Source organism: Pseudomarimonas salicorniae, assembly GCF_023156535.1.
Lineage (GTDB): Bacteria > Pseudomonadota > Gammaproteobacteria > Xanthomonadales > Xanthomonadaceae > Pseudomarimonas > Pseudomarimonas salicorniae.
The window spans coordinates 18601-36697 of the sequence record NZ_JALNMH010000017.1 but is presented as its reverse complement, the minus strand read 5'-3'; the positions used below and the strand labels follow the sequence as shown (position 1 = coordinate 36697).

The 18097-nt window shown below is 70.7% G+C and carries 18 protein-coding genes and 1 tRNA gene; 4 read left to right on the top strand and 15 right to left on the bottom strand.

Features of this window, described 5'->3' with window-relative positions:
* Window positions 1-139 precede the first annotated feature (139 nt).
* From hisIE to M0G41_RS17175, 12 genes are all read right to left on the bottom strand, one after another.
* Window positions 140-745: a bifunctional phosphoribosyl-AMP cyclohydrolase/phosphoribosyl-ATP diphosphatase HisIE gene (gene hisIE, locus M0G41_RS17230; protein WP_248211339.1), complete on the bottom strand. Its 606-nt coding sequence runs from the start codon at window positions 743-745 to the stop codon at window positions 140-142.
* Window positions 735-1511: an imidazole glycerol phosphate synthase subunit HisF gene (gene hisF, locus M0G41_RS17225; RefSeq protein WP_248211336.1), complete on the bottom strand. Its 777-nt coding sequence runs from the start codon at window positions 1509-1511 to the stop codon at window positions 735-737. The genes hisIE and hisF overlap by 11 nt, the downstream gene beginning before the upstream one ends.
* Window positions 1505-2233 (bottom strand): 1-(5-phosphoribosyl)-5-[(5-phosphoribosylamino)methylideneamino]imidazole-4-carboxamide isomerase, encoded by a 729-nt coding sequence (locus tag M0G41_RS17220; protein WP_248211335.1) that lies wholly within the window; start codon window positions 2231-2233, stop codon window positions 1505-1507. The genes hisF and M0G41_RS17220 overlap by 7 nt, the downstream gene beginning before the upstream one ends.
* Window positions 2230-2820 carry an imidazole glycerol phosphate synthase subunit HisH gene (gene hisH, locus M0G41_RS17215; RefSeq protein ID WP_248211332.1) on the bottom strand — a complete coding sequence of 197 codons (591 nt, stop codon included), beginning with the start codon at window positions 2818-2820 and terminating at the stop codon, window positions 2230-2232. Before hisH ends, M0G41_RS17220 begins: the two co-directional genes overlap by 4 nt.
* On the bottom strand, window positions 2817-3917 hold the full coding sequence (gene hisB, locus M0G41_RS17210) for a bifunctional histidinol-phosphatase/imidazoleglycerol-phosphate dehydratase HisB (RefSeq protein WP_248211329.1): 1101 nt from the start codon (window positions 3915-3917) through the stop codon (window positions 2817-2819). Before hisB ends, hisH begins: the two co-directional genes overlap by 4 nt.
* Complete coding sequence (gene hisC / locus M0G41_RS17205) at window positions 3914-4984, bottom strand: histidinol-phosphate transaminase (RefSeq protein WP_248211327.1); 1071 nt, start codon at window positions 4982-4984, stop codon at window positions 3914-3916. The genes hisB and hisC overlap by 4 nt, the downstream gene beginning before the upstream one ends.
* Entirely contained in the window at window positions 4981-6294 is a 1314-nt protein-coding gene (gene hisD / locus M0G41_RS17200; protein ID WP_248211325.1) for a histidinol dehydrogenase, read from the bottom strand. The genes hisC and hisD overlap by 4 nt, the downstream gene beginning before the upstream one ends.
* Window positions 6291-7190 (bottom strand): ATP phosphoribosyltransferase, encoded by a 900-nt coding sequence (gene hisG / locus M0G41_RS17195; protein ID WP_248211323.1) that lies wholly within the window; start codon window positions 7188-7190, stop codon window positions 6291-6293. The genes hisD and hisG overlap by 4 nt, the downstream gene beginning before the upstream one ends.
* Window positions 7191-7200: 10 nt before the next feature.
* Entirely contained in the window at window positions 7201-7554 is a 354-nt protein-coding gene (locus tag M0G41_RS17190) for a YerC/YecD family TrpR-related protein (protein WP_248211321.1), read from the bottom strand.
* Between the two features lie 98 nt (window positions 7555-7652).
* The gene (locus tag M0G41_RS17185; RefSeq protein ID WP_248211318.1) at window positions 7653-10163 is read right to left on the bottom strand and encodes an Lcl domain-containing protein; all 2511 of its coding nucleotides are present in this window, start codon (window positions 10161-10163) and stop codon (window positions 7653-7655) included.
* Window positions 10160-10912, bottom strand: a complete 753-nt coding sequence (locus tag M0G41_RS17180; RefSeq protein WP_248211314.1) for an Lcl C-terminal domain-containing protein — start codon at window positions 10910-10912, stop codon at window positions 10160-10162. The genes M0G41_RS17185 and M0G41_RS17180 overlap by 4 nt, the downstream gene beginning before the upstream one ends.
* A 166-nt stretch (window positions 10913-11078) precedes the next feature.
* Window positions 11079-11153, bottom strand: a tRNA-Val gene (locus tag M0G41_RS17175).
* Between the two features lie 126 nt (window positions 11154-11279).
* Between M0G41_RS17175 and ypfJ the strand changes: the two genes are divergently transcribed.
* The gene (ypfJ, locus tag M0G41_RS17170; RefSeq protein WP_248211311.1) at window positions 11280-12146 is read left to right on the top strand and encodes a KPN_02809 family neutral zinc metallopeptidase; all 867 of its coding nucleotides are present in this window, start codon (window positions 11280-11282) and stop codon (window positions 12144-12146) included.
* Window positions 12147-12612: 466 nt separating this feature from the next.
* Here ypfJ and M0G41_RS17165 read toward each other — a convergent pair whose 3' ends face one another.
* Window positions 12613-13398, bottom strand: coding sequence for an alpha/beta fold hydrolase (locus M0G41_RS17165; RefSeq protein WP_248211309.1), 786 nt, complete (start codon window positions 13396-13398; stop codon window positions 12613-12615).
* 65 nt (window positions 13399-13463) lie between these two features.
* Complete coding sequence (locus M0G41_RS17160; RefSeq protein ID WP_248211306.1) at window positions 13464-14876, bottom strand: wax ester/triacylglycerol synthase family O-acyltransferase; 1413 nt, start codon at window positions 14874-14876, stop codon at window positions 13464-13466.
* 133 nt (window positions 14877-15009) lie between these two features.
* On the opposite strand from M0G41_RS17160, the gene M0G41_RS17155 reads away from it, so the two are divergent.
* Window positions 15010-15489 (top strand): TerB family tellurite resistance protein, encoded by a 480-nt coding sequence (locus M0G41_RS17155; RefSeq protein WP_248211305.1) that lies wholly within the window; start codon window positions 15010-15012, stop codon window positions 15487-15489.
* A 12-nt stretch (window positions 15490-15501) separates the two neighbouring features.
* Here the strand turns inward: M0G41_RS17155 and M0G41_RS17150 are convergent, their stop codons facing one another.
* Window positions 15502-16059 carry a glycine zipper 2TM domain-containing protein gene (locus M0G41_RS17150; RefSeq protein WP_248211304.1) on the bottom strand — a complete coding sequence of 186 codons (558 nt, stop codon included), beginning with the start codon at window positions 16057-16059 and terminating at the stop codon, window positions 15502-15504.
* 201 nt (window positions 16060-16260) lie between these two features.
* On the opposite strand from M0G41_RS17150, the gene cysS reads away from it, so the two are divergent.
* Both cysS and M0G41_RS17140 read left to right on the top strand, forming a co-directional pair.
* On the top strand, window positions 16261-17628 hold the full coding sequence (gene cysS, locus M0G41_RS17145; RefSeq protein ID WP_248211303.1) for a cysteine--tRNA ligase: 1368 nt from the start codon (window positions 16261-16263) through the stop codon (window positions 17626-17628).
* Window positions 17625-18089 (top strand): SufE family protein, encoded by a 465-nt coding sequence (locus M0G41_RS17140; RefSeq protein ID WP_248211301.1) that lies wholly within the window; start codon window positions 17625-17627, stop codon window positions 18087-18089. Before cysS ends, M0G41_RS17140 begins: the two co-directional genes overlap by 4 nt.
* The last annotated feature ends 8 nt before the right edge of the window (window positions 18090-18097 follow it).

Here is an 18097-nt window from a genome sequence, read left to right as displayed (position 1 = left end):
GGTATCGAAGCATGGACGGCCTGCGGCAACGTGCGGGGTTCGCCCTTCGAATGCTCAGGGTGAACGGTCTCGCTGCTTGATCGCGTGAAGCCGGTATCCCTGCACGGTGCCCGGCAATGCTGGGGACTCTCTTGCTGGTCTAGCCGGCGTGGCGTTCGGCCAGCAGGCGGTCGACGTCGGCCAGGGACAGGCCGCGGGCGCGGAGCAGGACCAGCAGGTGGTAGACCAGATCGGCCGCTTCGCCGAGCAGGGCCTCGTCGGATTCGGCCACTGCGGCCAGCGCCGTCTCGACCCCCTCCTCGCCGACCTTCTGCGCGATGCGCCGGGTGCCCCCCTCGAACAGGCGGGTGGTGTAGCTGCCTTCGGGGCGCTGTGCGTCGCGCTCGGCGACCAGGGCATCCAGCTCGCCGATAAAGCGCGCGGGTGCGGAGGGAAAGCAGCTCACCGTGCCGAGATGACAGGTCGGGCCCTTCGGGATCGCCTGGACCAGCAGGGTGTCGCGGTCGCAGTCGGTCTCGATGGCGACCAGCTCGAGGAAGTGGCCGGAGGATTCGCCCTTGGTCCACAGACGCTCGCGGCCGCGACTGAAGAAAGTCACCTTGCCTCCGGAAAGCGTCAGCTCAAGCGCCTCCCGATTCATGTAGCCGAGCATCAGCACCCGGCCGCTGCGCGCGTCCTGCACCACGGCCGGCAGCAGGCCGTCCTGTTTGGCAAAGTCCAGCTGATCGATCTGTTCAGGCGTCACGTCGCACCTCGATGCCCTCGCCGGCGAGGAAGTCCTTGAGCTGGGGAATCGGCACCTGGCCGCTGTGGAAGACGCTGGCCGCGAGCGCGGCGTCGACATCCGCCCGCCGGAACACCTCGGCGAAGTGCTCCCGCGCGCCGGCCCCGCCGGAGGCGACAAGGGGCACGCTGCAGCGCCTGCGCACCGCGGCGAGCTGCTCGATGTCATAACCCGTGCGCACGCCGTCCGAGCCCATGCAGTTGAGCACGATCTCGCCGGCGCCGCGGCCCTGCACCTCGTCGACCCAGTCGAGCGTGCGGCGCGGCAGCGAGCGGGTCTTGTCCGGGTTGCCGGTGTACTGGCGCACCCGCCACTCGCCATCCTCGTCGCGCAGGCTGTCGATGCCGACCACCACGCACTGCACGCCGAAGGCCGCGGCCAGCTCGTCGACCAGCTCCGGCCGTTCCAGCGCCGGCGAATTCACCGAGACCTTGTCGGCGCCGGCGTGCAGGACGCGCCGCGCGGTATCGACGCTGCGGATGCCGCCGGCAACGCAGAACGGGATGTCGATCAGTCGCGCCACGCGCTCGACCCATGCGACATCGACGTCGCGGCCGTCGGGGCTGGCGGTGATGTCGTAGAAGACCAGCTCATCGGCGCCCTCGTCGCGGTAGCGCAGGGCAAGCTCCTCGATGCTCCCCATGTCGACGTGGTCGCGGAAGCGCACGCCCTTGACCACGCGGCCGTCGCGCACGTCGAGGCAGGGAATCAGCCGGCGGCTCAGCATGACAGCGCCTCCGGCAGATCCAGCCGACCCTCGAGCAGGGCCTTGCCGAGCACCACGCCACCGAGGCACTGCGCCTTGACCGCGCGGACGTCGTCGATGCCGCGGACGCCGCCGGAGGCCTGCACCTGCCAGCGCGGCGCCAGCTTCTGCAGGGTGGCGTAGAGGCCGAGGTTGGGCCCGGCCAGCATGCCGTCGCGGCTGATGTCAGTGGACAGGACGTGGATCAGCCCGCTGTCGAGGTAGCGCTCGACCAGCGCCTCCAGCGCCTGGCCGCTGCCCTCGGTCCAGCCATGCACGGGCAGGGTCCAGCGGCCCTGCGCCTCGCGGGCGTCGAGGGCGACGGTGATCCGCTCGGCGCTGAACCGATCGATCCACCGGCAGACCGTTTCCGGGTCGCGCACCGCCAGCGAGCCGATCACGACGCGCGCGGCGCCTGCCTCGAGGATCGCTTCGACATCGGCCTCGCTGCGCACGCCGCCGCCGGTCTGCACCGACAGGCCGCTGTCGCGCAGCGCGCCAAGCAGGGGCCGCAGGGTATAGCCGCCGGCGCGGGCCGCATCGAGGTCAACCAGGTGCAGCCAGGCCGCGCCCTCGGAGGCGTAGCGCCGGGCCAGCGCCTCGGGGTCGAAGTCGTAGCGGGTCTCCTGCGCGTAGTCGCCCTGGCGCAGGCGCACCACGCGGCCATCGCGCACGTCGATGGCCGGATAGGCAGTGAAGCTCATCGGATGAAGTTCTCCAGCAGTCGCGCGCCGACCGAGGCCGAACGTTCGGGGTGGAACTGGGCGCCGGCCACGCTGCCGCGGCGCGCCATCGAGACGAAGGGCTGGCCGTGGCCGCAGGTGGCGATGGCATCGGGGCTGTCGGCAACGCCGTAGCTGTGCACGAAATAGGCATGGGCGCCGTCGCGGATACCCTCGAGCAGCGGCTCATCGCCGGCGTGGCGTAGCCGGTTCCAGCCCATGTGCGGGATGCGCACGCCGGGTCCGGCCGGCAGCTTGCGCACCGCGCCGCGAAGCAGGCCGAGGCATTCGACGTCGCCTTCCTCGCTGTGCTCGAAAAGAATCTGCATGCCGACGCAGACCCCGAGCAGCGGCTGGCGAAGCGAGCGCACCAGATCGACCAGGCCCGCCTCGCGCAGCCGCGCCATGGCCGGTGCCGCCGCGCCGACGCCGGGCAGGATGACCCGCTCGGCGGCGCGGATGGTTTCGGCATCGCGGGTCAGCGGCGCATCGACGCCGAGGCGCTGCAGCGCATAACGCACCGATCCGATGTTCGAGCCACCGGAGTCGATCAGGACCACCCGGCTCACAGCGCACCCTTGGTGCTGGGCAGCTCGCTGCCGCTGCGGGCCACCGACTGACGCAGGGCGCGGGCGGTGGCCTTGAAGCAGGCCTCGACCATGTGGTGGGCGTTGTCACCGCGCACCTGCAGGTGCAGGTTGAGGCCGGCGGTCTCGCACAGCGAGCGGAAGAAGTGCGGCACCAGCTCGGTGGGCAGATCGCCGACCCGCTCGCGCGGGAACTCGCCGTCGAAGACGAAGTACGGCCGGCCGGAGAAATCCAGCGAGGCGCGGACCAGGGTCTCGTCCATCGGCAGGACCAGGTCGACGGCGTCGGCCGCCGACTCGCCCTCGGCGGCGCTGCCGTAGCGGCCGATGCCGCGCTTGTCGCCGATCGCCTGGCGCAGGGCCTGGCCGAGGGCCAGCGCGCTGTCCTCGATGGTGTGGTGTTCGTCGATATGGGTGTCGCCGGCGCAGGTCAGCGACAGGGCGAAACCGCCGTGCTTGCCGAGCTGCTCCAGCATGTGGTCGAAGAAGCCGAGGCCGGTGGCGGCGATCGGGTCGGCCTTGGCGTCGAGGTCGACCTCGACGCGGATCCGGGTCTCGCGGGTGTTGCGCTCGACCACCGCGCGACGCGGGCGGCCGAGGATGTCGCGGACCAGGCCCGGCCAGTCCCACTGGCCTTCGCCGATCTTGTAGCCGCGGGCGCCGAGATTACGGGCCAGCTCGAGGTCGGTGTCGCGGTCGCCGATCACCACCGAGCCGGCCAGATCGACGTTGCGGTCGCGCAGGTAGTGCATCAGCATGCCGACACCGGGTTTGCGATTGGGCGACTTCTCCTCGGGCAGCGAGGGATCGATAAGCACCTCGGCAAAGCGCACGCCCTGCGATTCGAGCAGCTGCATCAGCAGGGCGTGCGGGCCATCGAAGGTTTCCTGGGGAAAGGAGGCGGTGCCGAGCCCGTCCTGATTGGAGACCATGACCAGCTCGAAGCCGGCCGCCTGCAGGGCCTGCAGCCCGGCCAGCATGCCCGGGACGAAGCGGATCTTGTCGTAGGCGTCGATCTGGAAGTCGGGCGGCTCGGCAATCAAGGTGCCGTCGCGGTCGACGAAGGCGATGCGCCTCATGCGGCTTCCCTCCAGGACTGCAGCAGGGTCAGCAGGGCGTCGTTCTCGGCCGGCGTGCCGATCGACACGCGCAGGAAGCGGTCCAGACCGTTGCCGGGGTTGGGTGCGCGCAGGACGATGCCGGCGGCGAGCGCGGCGCGGTAGACCGGCGCGGCGTCGTCGAATTCGACGGCGAGGAAATTGGCCTCCGAATCGAGCACCCGGCGCACGCCCGGCAGCCCCGGCAGGGCTGCGGCCAGGCGGCGCCGCTCCTCGCGGATCAGGCCGATGCGGCTGCGGGCCAAGGCCAGCGCACCGGGAGTGAGCGCCTTCAGCGCGGCATCGACGCTGGGCGTCGGCAAGGGATACGGCGCCATGATCGCGCGCAGCACGCGAATCAGCTCGGGCGCGGCAATCAGCGTACCGATCCGCGCCCCGGCCAGGGCATAGGCCTTGGACAGGGTGCGCAGCACGGCGACGTGCTCGTGGGCCAGGGCCAGGGCGATGCCCTCGGCGGCCTCGGAGAATTCGGCATAGGCCTCGTCGATGACCAGCAGGGCGCGGCCGCGCAGCGCCTCCACCAGACGTTCCAGCGAAGCCCGCGGCACGCTGCCGCCGGTCGGGTTGTTCGGGCTGCAGACGAAGACAATGCGGGTCGCCGGGGTCAGCGCGGCCAGCACGGCCTCGACGTCGAGAGCGAAGTCGTCCTCGGCGCGCAGCGGCACGCAGCTGACCGCCGCACCCTGGACCCGGGCGCAGACCTGGTACATGCCGAAGGTCGGCGGCGAGACCAGCACCTCGCCCTCGCCCGCCTTGCACAGCGCGCGCACCATCAGGTCGATGGCCTCGTCGCTGCCGCGGCCGACCAGCAGCCGATCGGCCGGGACGCCGTATAGCGCCGACAGCCGTTCGATCAGCGCCGCGGGCTGCGGGTCCGGATAGCGGTTGAGGGCCAGCGCGTCGCCGGCCACCGACCAGGGCGACTCGTTGGCATTCAGCAGCACACGGCCGCCAGAGGCCTCCTTGCGCGCCGAGGAGTAACCGGCGAATCCGCGCAGGTCCTCGCGGACCAGATCCAGCACGCTCATGCTGCGTCCCCCAGTCTCGACAGGCGCAGGGTGACCGCGCGCTCGTGGGCGACCAGGCGCTCGGCCCGGGCCATCACGGCAGCGTCGTTGCCGATGGCGCGCAGGCCCGCCGGACTGACCTCCTGTACGGTGATCTGGCGCAGGAAGCTCTGCACCGACACCCCGCTGTAGGCGCGCGCGGCGCCATAGGTGGGCAGCACATGATTGGTGCCGCTGCAGTAGTCGCCCAGCGCCTCGGGCGACCAGGGGCCGAGGAAGACGGAGCCTGCGGCGCGCACCTTGGGCAGCCAGCTGCGGGCATCGGCGACGTTGACGATCAGATGCTCGGGCGCGTAGCGGTTGGAGACCTCGAAGGCGGCGGCCAGATCCGGCATCACGATCAGCCGGGCGTGCTGCATCGAGCGGCCGACGATCTCCGAGCGCGGCAGCTCGGCGGCCTGGCGGTCCATCTCATCGGCCACGCGCCGGGCCTGGGCCTCGGAATCGGTGAGCAGGATGGCCTGCGAATCCGGGCCGTGCTCGGCCTGCGAGAGCAGGTCGGCGGCGAGGAAGACCGGGTCGGCCGCGTCATCGGCGATGACCAGCACCTCGGAGGGCCCGGCCGGCATGTCGATGGCGGGGCCACCCATCATGGCCGAGACCTGCTTCTTGGCCTCCGTGACGTAGGCATTGCCGGGGCCGAACAGCTTGTCGCAGGCCGGCACCGACTCGCTGCCGAAGGCCATGGCGGCAATCGCCTGGGCGCCACCGAGCTTGAACACCCGCGACACCCCGCAGAGCCGTGCGGCCACCAGCACCGCGGCGTCGACCCGGCCCTCCGGCGTGGGCGGCGAGCAGAGCACCGCCTCGGGGCAGCCGGCGATCTGCGCGGGCACGCAGAGCATCAGGGCGGTCGACGGCAGCGGCGCGCTGCCGGCCGGCACGTACAGGCCGACCCGGTCGAGCGGGCGCAGCAGGCGCTCGCAGCGCACGCCCTCGGCGGTGTCGAGGGCATAGGGCTGCGGCGCGCCGGCGCGGTGGAAGGCCGCGATTCGGCCAGCGGCGCTGATCATCGCCTGCTTCAACTCGGCGCCGACCTCGGCCTCGGCCGCCTCGAACTCGGCCGGCGAAACCGCCAGTTCAGCCAGCTCGCAGCCGTCGAAGCGCCGGGTCAGCGCGCGCAGCGTCGCATCGCCATCGGCGCGGACCTGGGCGATGACCCGGGCGACGGCGTGGCGCACGCTGTCGTCCTCGGCCAGCACCGCGCGCTCCAGCGCCTGGCGCTGGGCGGCCACGTCGAGGGTGTTCCAGATGATCGGCTCGAGCTTCATGCCAGCATCTGCTCCACCGGAAGAATCATCAGCCCGCGGGCCCCGGCGCGCTTGATGTCCTCGAGCTGCTGCCACGAGAACGCGCCGCGGCACAGCGCCTGCAGCGCCACCGCCTGGGCATTGCCCTCGATGGCCATCACCGTCGGCGCATTGGCCGCGGGCAGCAGCTGAACCACTTGATCAAGCTCGGCGCGATCGACCTGGAGCATGACCAGCTTGCTGTCGCGCACCTCGAGCACGCCGTCAAGGCGACGCAGCAGCTGGGCGGCGAGCTCGCCGCGCTCGTCCTGCAGGGCCTCGGCAGGACCTGCCAGCACCGCCTCGCTGTCGAGGATCGAGGCGACCTCGCGCAGCTGGTTCGCCGCCAGCGTGGCGCCGGTCGAGACCAGGTCGCAGATCACGTCGGCCTTGCCGAGCTTGGGCGCAATCTCCACCGAGCCGGACAGGGTGACCACCTCGGCCTTGACCCCGTTGCGGTCGAGCCAGTCCGCCATCAGGGCCGGGTAGCTGGTGGCGATGCGGGTGCCAGCCAACGAGGCCGGGCCGGTGTAGAGGAAGTCCTGCGGCACGGCAATCGACAGCCGGCAGCGGCCGAAGCCCAGCGTGCGCAGTTCGGAGAACGGCGCGCGCTCGCCGCGGCGGGCGTACTCCAGCGACTGCTCGCGGAGCACGTTGCGGCCGACGATGCCGAGGTCGCAGACGCCCTCGGCGATCAGGCCCGGGATGTCGTCGTCACGCACCAGCAGCAGGTCGACCGGCTCGGTCTCGCCGTAGCAGAACAGGCGGTCGCGGCTTTCGCGGAAGCGCAGTCCGCTGCGGGCGAGGAGGTCGCGTCCGGCATCGGAGAGCCGGCCGGATTTCTGCGCTGCGATGCGCAGTCGGTCACGCGGTTTCATAGATGTCCTGTCAGGCTCGGGATGGGGGTGCCGGGTCGGCGGAATCGCTGAGGCGCTCGCAGTCCCAGCCCATGCGCTCGGCGGCGAGCCGGTAGCCGCGCCCCTCGGCAAGGCAGCGCGCCACCCGGCCGATGGTGGTCACGCTGACCCCGGTGGCGTCGTGGATGTCGCGATAGGACTGGCCGGCCAACAGCAGCGGGATCACCGCCCAGCGGTCAGCCATGGCCTCGATCTCGGCCGGGGTGCACAGGTCGGCGAGGAAGGCGCGGACCGAGGCGGCATCGCCCAGCCCGGCAAAGGCCGAAGCCAGGGCCTCGACGGCCGGGCGGGACTCGCTTTCATGGGGAAGGGCGCGACGTTTCATGGGCTGGTGTACTAATACGTTGTTACATTACACCAGACGCGGACCCCAAGGGCAAGCGGCGGCGCCGCGCCCCGCCGGGGGCACGACGCGCGACCGGCTCACTCCATGCCGGAGTAGAAAATCGCCGAGGGGTGCAGGGCCTCGACCAGGACCCTGCGGTCGTCGCCGGTGCCGACCAGCACGCCAGTCGCGGCGGTCGCCGCGGCCTGCAGATCGAGGTGGAACTGCTCGGGCCGGTAGCGCCCCGACAGGGTCAGGCTGAGGGTCTCATCGACCCCGATCGGCGCGTCCAGCACGACCCGACCTGCCCCACTGCCCGGCTGGCAGCTGGCCGGCGGCTCGCACTGCCAGAGCAGGTCGGACAGGCCGCGGGCGGCGAAGGCATCCACGCGGATGCCGGAAACCGCCCCGGGACCGTGGTTGCGCACGCGGACCCGGTACTCGCCATTGACGGTGCCGCCGATGATCGCCGCCGGCAGATCGTCGGTGGCCGGCAGGCTGCGCTCCAGGGTGGTCTCGATATCGCTGCCGGCGCCGACGAAGACCCGCACCACACGCGCTTCGCCGCGGTCAAGGCCGCCGCGCTCGACCCCACCATCGTCGGTCGGCACCACGCGCAGTCGGGCGACGCCGGAGCGGCCGCTGAGCACATAGTCCAGGGTACCGTTGGCGTCGATCCCGAATGCATCCACCACGCCCTGGGCGTCGAACAGTTCGACAACCTCGAAGCCGATCGTCTGCCCAGCCTCGTTGGCCGGCCCGACGCTGAGCCCGCTGGCAAAGCCCGGCACGCTGATCGCGCCCGCGCTGCCGGCCGGATGCACCCGCCGCAGCGGCATGGACGCCGAGGGCGGGTCATTGACCGGACGCACCTCGACCGCGACCGGGACCTCGGTGCGGCCGCCCTGCGGGTCGACCACGGCCAGGCTGAGGGTGCCGGCGCCGAAGGCATCCGCGCGCGCGGCCAGCCGCAGGCTGCGCGCAGCGCCGCTGCCCGCCACCGCGGCAGCGAGGGCCGCCTGATCGAACAGCGTGCCCGGCGACGCGGCCACCTCGATCACCAGTGCCGTGGCCGGCGACTCTGCATCACCGATGCTCATCGGCAGATCGAGCGCGGCGTCTTCATCCAGCGCCACGCTGGTGGCGACGGAAAGCGTTGGCGGCGTGTTGACCGTCTGCGCCAGTTCGCCGCTGCTCGGCAGGTTGGCCGAATCGCCCGAATACTCGCCACGTACGGTCACCTCGCCCGAAGGCAGCGCGCTGGTCGTACAGCTCGCGGTGCGAGGCGACCCGGTCGAGAGTGGACGCGCCGCGCAGCCCGCGATCTCCGAGCCGTTGGACAGGAATCGCACGCTGCCGGTCGGCGCATCGCCGCTCACCGTCGCCGTCAGGGTGACCGGATCACCCGGCAGCACGCTCGCCGCATTGCTGGACAGCGAGGTGGTGGTGCTGGCGAGGGCGCGCTGCACGGTGACCGTGTAGCGACGTGCGGCAACGCCATCCTCGGCCAACACGTCGACGTCGATGGCGTTGGAGCCGGGCATCAGGGCAATCGGTGGGCTTTGCGCCCCCGACGTCGCCGGAGTCCCGGCGATCTCCAGCGTGGCCGCCGGATCGGACAGGGTGGCCGTCACGCGCACGCTGGTGACCGGGTTGGCCACGCTGGCGCTATAGGCCAGCGTTCCCGCCTGGAAGGCCGGCAGCAGTGCTCCCGGGTCCAGCGACAGGCCGGACAGGGAGGCATCGTCGTTGGCTGTCACCGACCGGGCCTCGACCTGCATCGGCCCCACGCGCAGATGACTGGTCACCGCGAGATGGGCGCCCGAAGCGCTGAGGTGGCGCAGCCTGAGCAGGTCCCCGGCCCTGACCACAGCCGGGACCGCCTGGAAGCTGCCGCCATTGATCGAAAAGACCGGCGACCCGTCACCGGAGACGCTGACGCCGATCGGGGTGTCGATGCCGCTGACCGCCACCGGGCCGAACTCGACCACCTGGGACTGCTGCTGGCCTTCGCGCGCGGCGAGGCTGATCGGATCGGGCGTGTAGTCGGCACCGGCGTCGAAGGTGGCCAGGCCGCCGCCGCCGCGCACCAGCCGGACGCGCAGCAGGCTGGTCTTGGCCACAGGCTGGCGCTCGCCGTTGGAGAAGTCGACCTTCCAGGCATCCGGGTAGACGGCGAAGGGCCCCTGGGCCACACCGCTGGCCGACCACAGCGCGGCGCCGGTATCGACAGGGAAACGGGTGGTGTTGAGGGTGGGCGAGCTGCAGGCGGTCTCGATCAGGCTGCTCAGCTCCCTGGCATTGGGCAGCCGCCAATCGCTGAAGCCGGCATAGGTGGAGGCCTTGGCGTGCTGCAGCGCGCCGCCCCAGTCGAAGGTCAATGCCGAGCCCGTGGCGCAGTCGCTGCCGCTGAAGCCCGCCTCGCAGCCCTGCCAGATGAATCCGGTCGACAGATCCTCGACCACGGGCTGCCCGGCCACCGGCTCGCTGCGCACGAAGCGCGAGTCCGGGGCTGTCTCCGGATTGCCCGGGACGATGCTGCAGTTGGCCAGGGCCGGCAGCGGCGCGACCAGCAGGCCGGCCATCGCCCATGCGGTCAGACGCTTCATGGCGAGCTCCTGACCAGACGTATTGCGGCGGGGCCGCTCTTGGTCACCGCCTCCCTGCGACCTCCATCGAGAACGATGACCCAGGCCCCGTTGGAATTCGAGGCGCGGCTGGTGGCGCTCCAATAGGCAACGCTGAGGGAGTTCGGGAACAGGCTGGGATTGATGGCGGGCCGCGGATTGATCCCCAGGTCGCTCAGCGAATCCAGTTCGACGATGCTCGGCATCCGCCAATCGGAAGCGCCGCAGAGCCCCGCGGCGTTGACCGCGGCGACGTAGGCCTCGGTGTTGCACTGCCCGGCAGGCAGCGTGCCGGCACAGGTATCACTGCCCAGGGGACCCGAATTTCCCCCGTTCTGGCTGGCGTCGGTGCTTCGCCAGGCGTAGGTGTGATCCTTGTCGCGCAGACCGCCATCGTCGGTCTTGATCTCCCAGACCAGGCCGGATTCGTTGTCGCGCAGGCAGGCCCAGCTGGCCGCCGTATCGGGCAGCGCGGCGCCACTGCCATCAAGCTTGGTCCAGTCGCGGCCGCGCGCGGCAATCCCCTTCGCGAAGCCCACGCCGAGCGCCTGGGCTGCAGAGGAGCCCAGGGTGCAGTCCTGGCGATCGAAGCCGGCGGCCTCCGGATCGGGGAGGCTGGCGGACACGGTGCCGGTGAGACCGTTGGCGTTGTGGCAGGCAATCTGCCCGGAGTCGGCGAGGACGGACGGCGCACTCGCCAGCAGCGCCAGCATCCATCCAAGTCGCCCCAAGGGCGCGTCCAAGAGGGTCCAACTTGCTTGCTTCATCAGCACCCCTGCGCGTTCGTAGCCGAATCATGCCGGAAGTTCGAAGCTGACCGAAGTCGAAGGATCTACCGCAAGTCACCGGTCGCCCGAAAGCACAAGGCCCGCCGAGGCGGGCCTTGCTGCGTTTCGTTGGTGGGCGGTACAGGGATCGAACCTGTGACCCCTGCCGTGTGAAGGCAGTGCTCTACCGCTGAGCTAACCGCCCAAACGAGCCGCGCATGCTAGGCCCAGGGCCCGCCCCTGTCAATCGCCTGAACGGCTCGGGCCGGGCGTCTTGGCGACCCGCACGCGCCACGCATAATGGCCTCCCTGCCTGGACCCCGGAGTGGACATGAAGTGGCGATCTGCGCGGCGCAGCAGCAATGTGGATGATCGTCGCGGTCGCGGCGGTGGGGTTCGCGCCGCCGGAGGGCTGGGGCTGGGCGGCATCGCCATCGTCGTCGTGGTCGGCCTGCTGATGGGAAAGGACCCGATCGAGATCCTCGGCCTGCTGGGTGAGGCACAGCGAAGTACGCCGCCAGGAACCAGCACACCGGGCGCGACACCGGCGAATGACGCCACCCTGCAATTCGTGGAATCGATCCTTGGCGAAACCGAGGACGTATGGACGGCCGAGTTCGCCCGCCGCGGCGCCCGATATGAGCCCCCCACCCTTGTTCTGTTCACCGGCCGGGTCAGCTCCGCCTGCGGCTCGGCCAGCGCTGCGGTGGGGCCGTTCTATTGCCCCGCCGACCGCGACGTCTACCTCGACACCAGCTTCTTCGATGCGATGGAACGGCGACTCGGTGGCGGTGGCGATTTCGCCGAGGCCTACGTGATCGCGCATGAGGTCGGTCACCACATCCAGACCCTGACCGGGATCAGCCAGCGGGTAAACGAAGCGCGCCGCCGCGGCGAGAACGTCGAGGGCGAAGGCGGGCTGCTGGTCCGTCAGGAGCTGCAGGCCGACTGCTACGCCGGGGTCTGGGCGCACTCCGCGCAGGCGCGCCACGCCTGGATGGAGGCCGGCGATCTGGAAGAGGCAATGAACACCGCCAGCGCGATCGGCGATGACCGGCTGCAGCGACAGTCGCAGGGCACGGTGGTCCCCGACTCCTTCACCCACGGCACCTCGGCCCAGCGGGTGCGCTGGTTCCGGATCGGCTTCGAAAGCGGCCAGGCCGAGCGCTGCGACACCTTCGCCGCAGCGCAGCTGTAGCCGCCGAAACGCCGGACATACCCGGCGAAAATTCGGGGATGCGTACCTTGGGCGCGAAGCAGACCTTCCGCAAAACCCGATTGTAGGAGCCAGCTTGCTGGCGATCGTCCCGTCCGGGGCGCTTATCGCCAGCAAGCTGGCTCCTACACGCAACGGTGCTGCAAGCTCCGGTTTACGCCGCAAAGCAGGCATTGGCGCAGTCAATTTGTGGGGTGCCCTTGGACGCGACCGCGGAGATTCGCTCCGGCCGCGGTCTGTGGTGAATCCGATACGCCGCGGTCGCGCCCAAGGGCGCTCCCACAGTCGGGCTTCGTTGGGCGTCGGCGAAGCCCCATAGGGTGCGCCTTGGACGCACCGATACGGGCGTTTGGACGGTATGCCCGGTGCGGCAAGCCGCACCCTATGCATGTCTACTTCGCGCCCGAATTCGCCTTCCCTCGGGCCTCCGGCCGGGGCGACGCCGGGCTTAGCCGCCGAACAGACGCTCCAGCTGCGGATTGCGGAACACCAGGCGTCGCCAGCCGCTGTGTTCGAAGGGCTGCCAGAGCGCGGGGTCCTGGGCCAGGCGGTCGGCGATGGCATATAGCGCCAACGGATTGACCCCGAGCCCAAGATGGCTGGCTGGTACCTCGATGCTCTCGCATCGCTCGCCCTGCGGGGCAAGGCTGGCACGCCAATGCACAACGCCATCGGTACGGCTGAGGATCGAGGTCAGCGGCACCTGCGGATCGCCACCCAGCAGACGGCGCAGGTCGGGATCCTCGGGGTCGAGCCCGCTGGCGAGGCGAAAGACCCTGGCCGCATTGGTCTGGCCCGGCAGCGCGGACAGCGGCGAACCGAGGGTGATCACGGTGCGCACCAGCTCCGGGCGATGCCAGGCCAGGGCGCGGGCCATCAGCCCGCCGAGTGACCAGCCAACCAGGCTGACCTGCTCGCCGTGCTCGTCCGCCAAGGCCTCGATGCGCCTCAGCAGGCGCTCCTGCAAGCCGGGCTGCGGGCCACGGTTGATGCCTTCCTCCCAGGGCCGGGCGTGGTAGCCCAGCTCGCCTAGAAAGCGGCGCAGCGGCCAGGTGCTGGGGTCACCCGCGATCAGCCCGGGCAGGACCAGAACCGGGTGGGCATTGCCCCGCGGCGCATGCTGGAACCAGGGCTTGGACAGCCACCACGCTCCCCATTCGAAGACCGCCCTGCCCTCCAGCGCCAGCAGCCACCAGGGCGGCGCGGCCGCCTCCATCTCGGCCGCGGTCGGCATGGGCGGCGCATCGGCGACTCGATGACGGGCACGTTGCCGCCGCGGCGACGGCTTCATCCGCGCACTCATCCGGGCACCGCCTTGAGCAGCCTGGCAAGTCCGCGCTCGATGCCGCGGCACAGGGTCTCGGGCCGCGCCAGGCATTCCGGCGCCGACACCACACCCACTTCCATCGAATCGGCGTAGCTGAGCAGGGTCACGTTGAGGCCGAGGCCGTGAGTGACGATGGACAGCGGATACCAGTGGCGGATCGGCGCTCCGCCGATGAACAGCGGCACCGGCGGCCCGGGCACGTTGGAGATGACCAGGTTGGCCAGCGCCGGCAGCCGCTCGGTCAGCCGGCCGCGGTGCCAGAGCTGACCGAGGCCCGAGACCCAGAGCGGCGCGCCGAGGCCAGGAAAGTCGGTGGGAATCAGGCCGCGGAAGGCACTGACCCGGCCCTTGATGGCGCGGGTCGCCTCGCGGATCGCATGCAGGCGATCCACCGGATCGGCGACGTCGGTGCCCAGCGGGCACTGGACCATCGACACCTCGTTGCCGCCTTCCTTGCCCGGCTCGCGCAGGGACACCGGCATGGCCGCAACCAGCGGATCCTCGGGCAGGCAGCGGCGGCGAGCGAGGTCCGCGCGCAGGGCATCGGCGACCACGCACATCACCACGTCATTCAGGCTCACTCCGAAGCCCTTGGCGCAGCGCTTGAGGTCGGCCAGCGGCAGCGAGACCAGGCCGACCCGGCGGGCCTCGCCGATGGTGCGATTGAAGGGCGTCTTCGGCGCCAGCCAGACGCTGTCACGCAGCCGGCCCAGCCAGTCGGAGGCAGCGCCTTCACGGATCTGCCGAACGCCCTCCGGAAGCCCGCGAAGCATGCGCCCGAGCTGGGCGGCCGAGGCGCGCAGCCGGGCGCGTTTGGACTTGCCGGCGGGCGCCGAGGCCTTGTCCGGAGCACCACCCTCGGCGGCGCCGGCCCCGGCCTCGAGATCGACCAGGGCCCGGGTCAGGGCGACGCCGGCCTGGCCATCGACCAGGGCGTGGTGGGACTTCATGTACAGGGCGACCTGCCCCTTGGGCAGACCGTCGATGATCTCGATGCGCCAGAGCGGGCGGTCGCGATCCAGCGGCTCGGCGTGCAGTTCGGCCAGGCGCCTGGCCAGCGCCGCGGCGCCCGCCGAGGGCAGACGGGAGCTGCGCAGGTGCGCCTGCCAGTCGATCTCGCCGCCATCGCGCCAGCTCGGATGATCGAGCGCCATCGGCGCCTCCTCCAGCACCCAGCGCAACATCGGCAGCGGGGCCAGCCGGGCGATCAGGTGGTCGCGCAGGGAGGCAGTGAACTGGCGGCGCCCCTTCGGCTTGTCGATCAGCATGGCGCTGCCGACATGCATCGGTGTGCCGGCCGACTCCAGATAGAGAAACAGCGCATCGAGCCCGGTCAGCGCCTTGCGCTGCGCAGCTTCCGATGGGGGGCGGGTCGGTGGGCTCATGGCTCCAGCCTAGCGGTCGACACGGTGCAGGACATGCTGCAGTGCGTCAGATCGGGAATCTGACTCATCCGTCCGCCGCACCGCTGGCGTATTCTCAGGCAACCGTAGGCCCGACGGGCGACAGGAGGACGGCATGAGCAGTGAAGGCGGACTCGGCAGCATGCTCAAGGATCTCGGCCACAGCCTGGGCGGGCTGTTCGGCGGAGGCCATCTCGAACCCGAGCAGCAGACCACCCTCGAGGTGCTGTTCGGCCTGCTTGGCTACCTTGCCAAGCTGGACAGCCTGATCACCAGCCACGAGGCCGACTTCATCAACGGCCTGATGGACCAGCTGAAGCTGAACATCCGCGAGCGCGAAGTGGCTTCGGCCGCGCTGGAACTGGGCCGCACCCGCGGCATCGACCTGACCCAGAGCTACGCCCGCTTCCGCTCGATCCACAAACCCGGCGGCGAGCAGTGCAACCAGCTGTTCGATGCGCTGATCCGGCTGGCTGCCGCGGACGAGCGGCTGCGGCCGAAGGAGCGCGCCTTCCTCGAGCAGGCCGCGGTGGAACTCGGTTTCGACGTCGACGAGCTGGACCGTCGCCTGGCCCTCAGCAAGGTGGGCGGCTGAGGCCCCGGTCACTCAATCGGCAGGGCTGACCGCCACCCGCACCCGCAGCTTGTTGCCGGGGTCGTAGGCCAGCCGTGACATGTAGACGTCACCCTTGAACTGGTATTCGACGTCATAGCCGGCGATGCGGCGTTCCTCGCGCTCGACATCGACAACCTGGCAGCGCTGCTCGGTGCTGACGTAGCGACGCTCGGGGCCGCCACGGTTCTTGTCGATGTCGCGACCGACCGCGCCGCCGATCACCGCCCCCGCGGCGGTGGCCGCGCGACGGCCGTTGCCGCTGCCCACATTGCTGCCGATCACGCCGCCGATGATGGCGCCGACGATCGTGCCACCGGTACCGTCGCCGCCGGTGCGCTCGACACGCTCGACCTGCTGGTCGCGGCATTCCTCGCGCGGCTCGCGATAGCGCACGGTCTCGTAGATGGGGTCCACCCGCAAGACGTCCGCATAGGCGTACTTCACGCTCTCCGGGCCCGCCTGCGGCGGGAAGCCCCCGTCCCGATAGCCGGACTGGCCCATGGCCGGCGCCGCAGCCACCAGCAAACCGAGGGTAAGGATTCGATGCATCCGGGTCTCCGTGAATCTTGCGGGCGCTGCCAAATACGCGCCGTGACTGGCATTCCAGCACCGAACGGCTGAATCCGCGCTTTAGAGGCTGAGGCCGCCACGGCCGGGCATTGGCAAAAGCGCGTCGCAGGCTACACTCTGCGGCTGGCTTCCGCTTGCTGCACCGCAACAGCGGGGCGGCAACGTCCTCTGGACCCCTGCATGCCCATCAAGCTCTACAACAACCTCAGCCGCGAGCTTGAGGAGTTCGTGCCGCAGAACCCCGACCGGGTGACGATGTACGTCTGCGGGCCGACCGTCTACAACTTCGTGCACATCGGCAACGCCCGGCCACCGGTGGTGTTCGGCGTGCTCTCCGAGCTGCTGCGCCGGCACTTTGGCGGCCTCGACTACGCCCGCAACATCACCGACATCGACGACAAGATCAACCAGGCCGCCCGCGACCAGAAGGTGCCGATCCGCACCATCACGGACCGTTTCGCTGCGGCCTACCGCGAGGACATGGATGCCCTGGGCGTGGTGCGCCCCAACCTCGAGCCGCATGCCACCGAGCATGTGCCGCAGATCATTGCCATGATCGGGCAGCTGATCGAGCGCGGCCACGCCTACGCCGCCGAGGGCCACGTGCTTTTCAGCGTTCCAAGCTATCCCGCCTATGGCGCGCTGTCGCGGCGCTCGCCGGAGGACATGCTGGCCGGCGCGCGGATCGAGGTGGCCCCGTACAAGCGCGATCCGGGCGACTTCGTGCTCTGGAAGCCGAGCAGCGACGACCTGCCCGGCTGGGACAGCCCCTGGGGCCGCGGCCGCCCGGGCTGGCACATCGAGTGCTCGGCCATGAGCGCGGCCCACCTCGGCGAGACCATCGACATCCACGCCGGCGGCGTCGACCTGCAGTTCCCGCATCACGAGAACGAGATCGCCCAGAGCACCTGCGCCCACGGCGGCCGGATCTTCGCCCGCTACTGGCTGCACAACGGCATGCTGACCATGGACGGGACCAAGATGTCCAAGTCCCTCGGCAACGTGTTCTTGGTCCACGACCTGCTGCGCCTGCACCCGCCGGAGGCGCTGCGCTACGCCCTGCTCTCGGCCCACTACCGGCAGCCGCTGGACTGGTCGGAAGGCCTGATCGAGCAGAGCGTGAAGACGCTCGACCGGCTTTACGGCAGCCTGCGCGATGCCGGTGTCGAGGCCGCGGCCAACGGCCCGGTGCCGGACAGCGTCGAGAACGCGCTCTGCGATGACCTCAATACGCCGCAGGCGCTGGCCGCGCTGGCCCAGCTCGGCGCTGAACTGCGCCGCGCCGAAACCGACGAAGCGCGCCGCGAGGCCGCCGCCCGCCTGCTCGCCGGCGGCCGCGCGCTCGGCCTGCTGCAGCAGGCCCCGCAGGCCTGGTTCGCCCGCGGCGCCGACACCGACGATGCGCGCATCGATGCCCTGGTGGCCGAGCGCAGCGCGGCCAAGAAGGCCCGCGACTTCGCCCGCGCTGATGCCTTGCGCGACCAGCTCGCCGCCGAGGGCATCCTGCTCGAGGACACGCCGCAGGGCGTGCGCTGGCGGCGGCAATGAGCGACGCGCCCTTCCTGCAGCCGGAAGAATCCGGCAGCGCCGAGGCCCAGGCGGCGATTGCCGAGGAGTTCGCCTTCTTCAGCGACTGGTCGGAGCGCTACCAGTACCTGATCGACCTCGGCCGGCGACTGCCGGAGTTCCCTGAAGAGTGGAAGAACGAGACCCACCGCCTGACCGGCTGCCAGTCGATGGTCTGGATCGTGCCGCGGGGCGATGCCGAGCGCCTGGAGTACGCGGCGGCCTCGGACTCGGCCATCGTCTCCGGACTGGTCTACCTGGCCCTGCGCGTCTACTCGGGGCGCAGCGCCGAGGACATTCTTGCCACCGAGGCCGACTACATCGCCCGCATCGGCCTTGCCAAGCACCTCTCGCCGACACGCAGCAATGGCCTGGCCGCCCTGCTCGCCTTCATCCGCGCCAGCGCCGAGGCAGCCCGCGGCGGACAGCGCTTCGAGGGCTGATCAGCCGG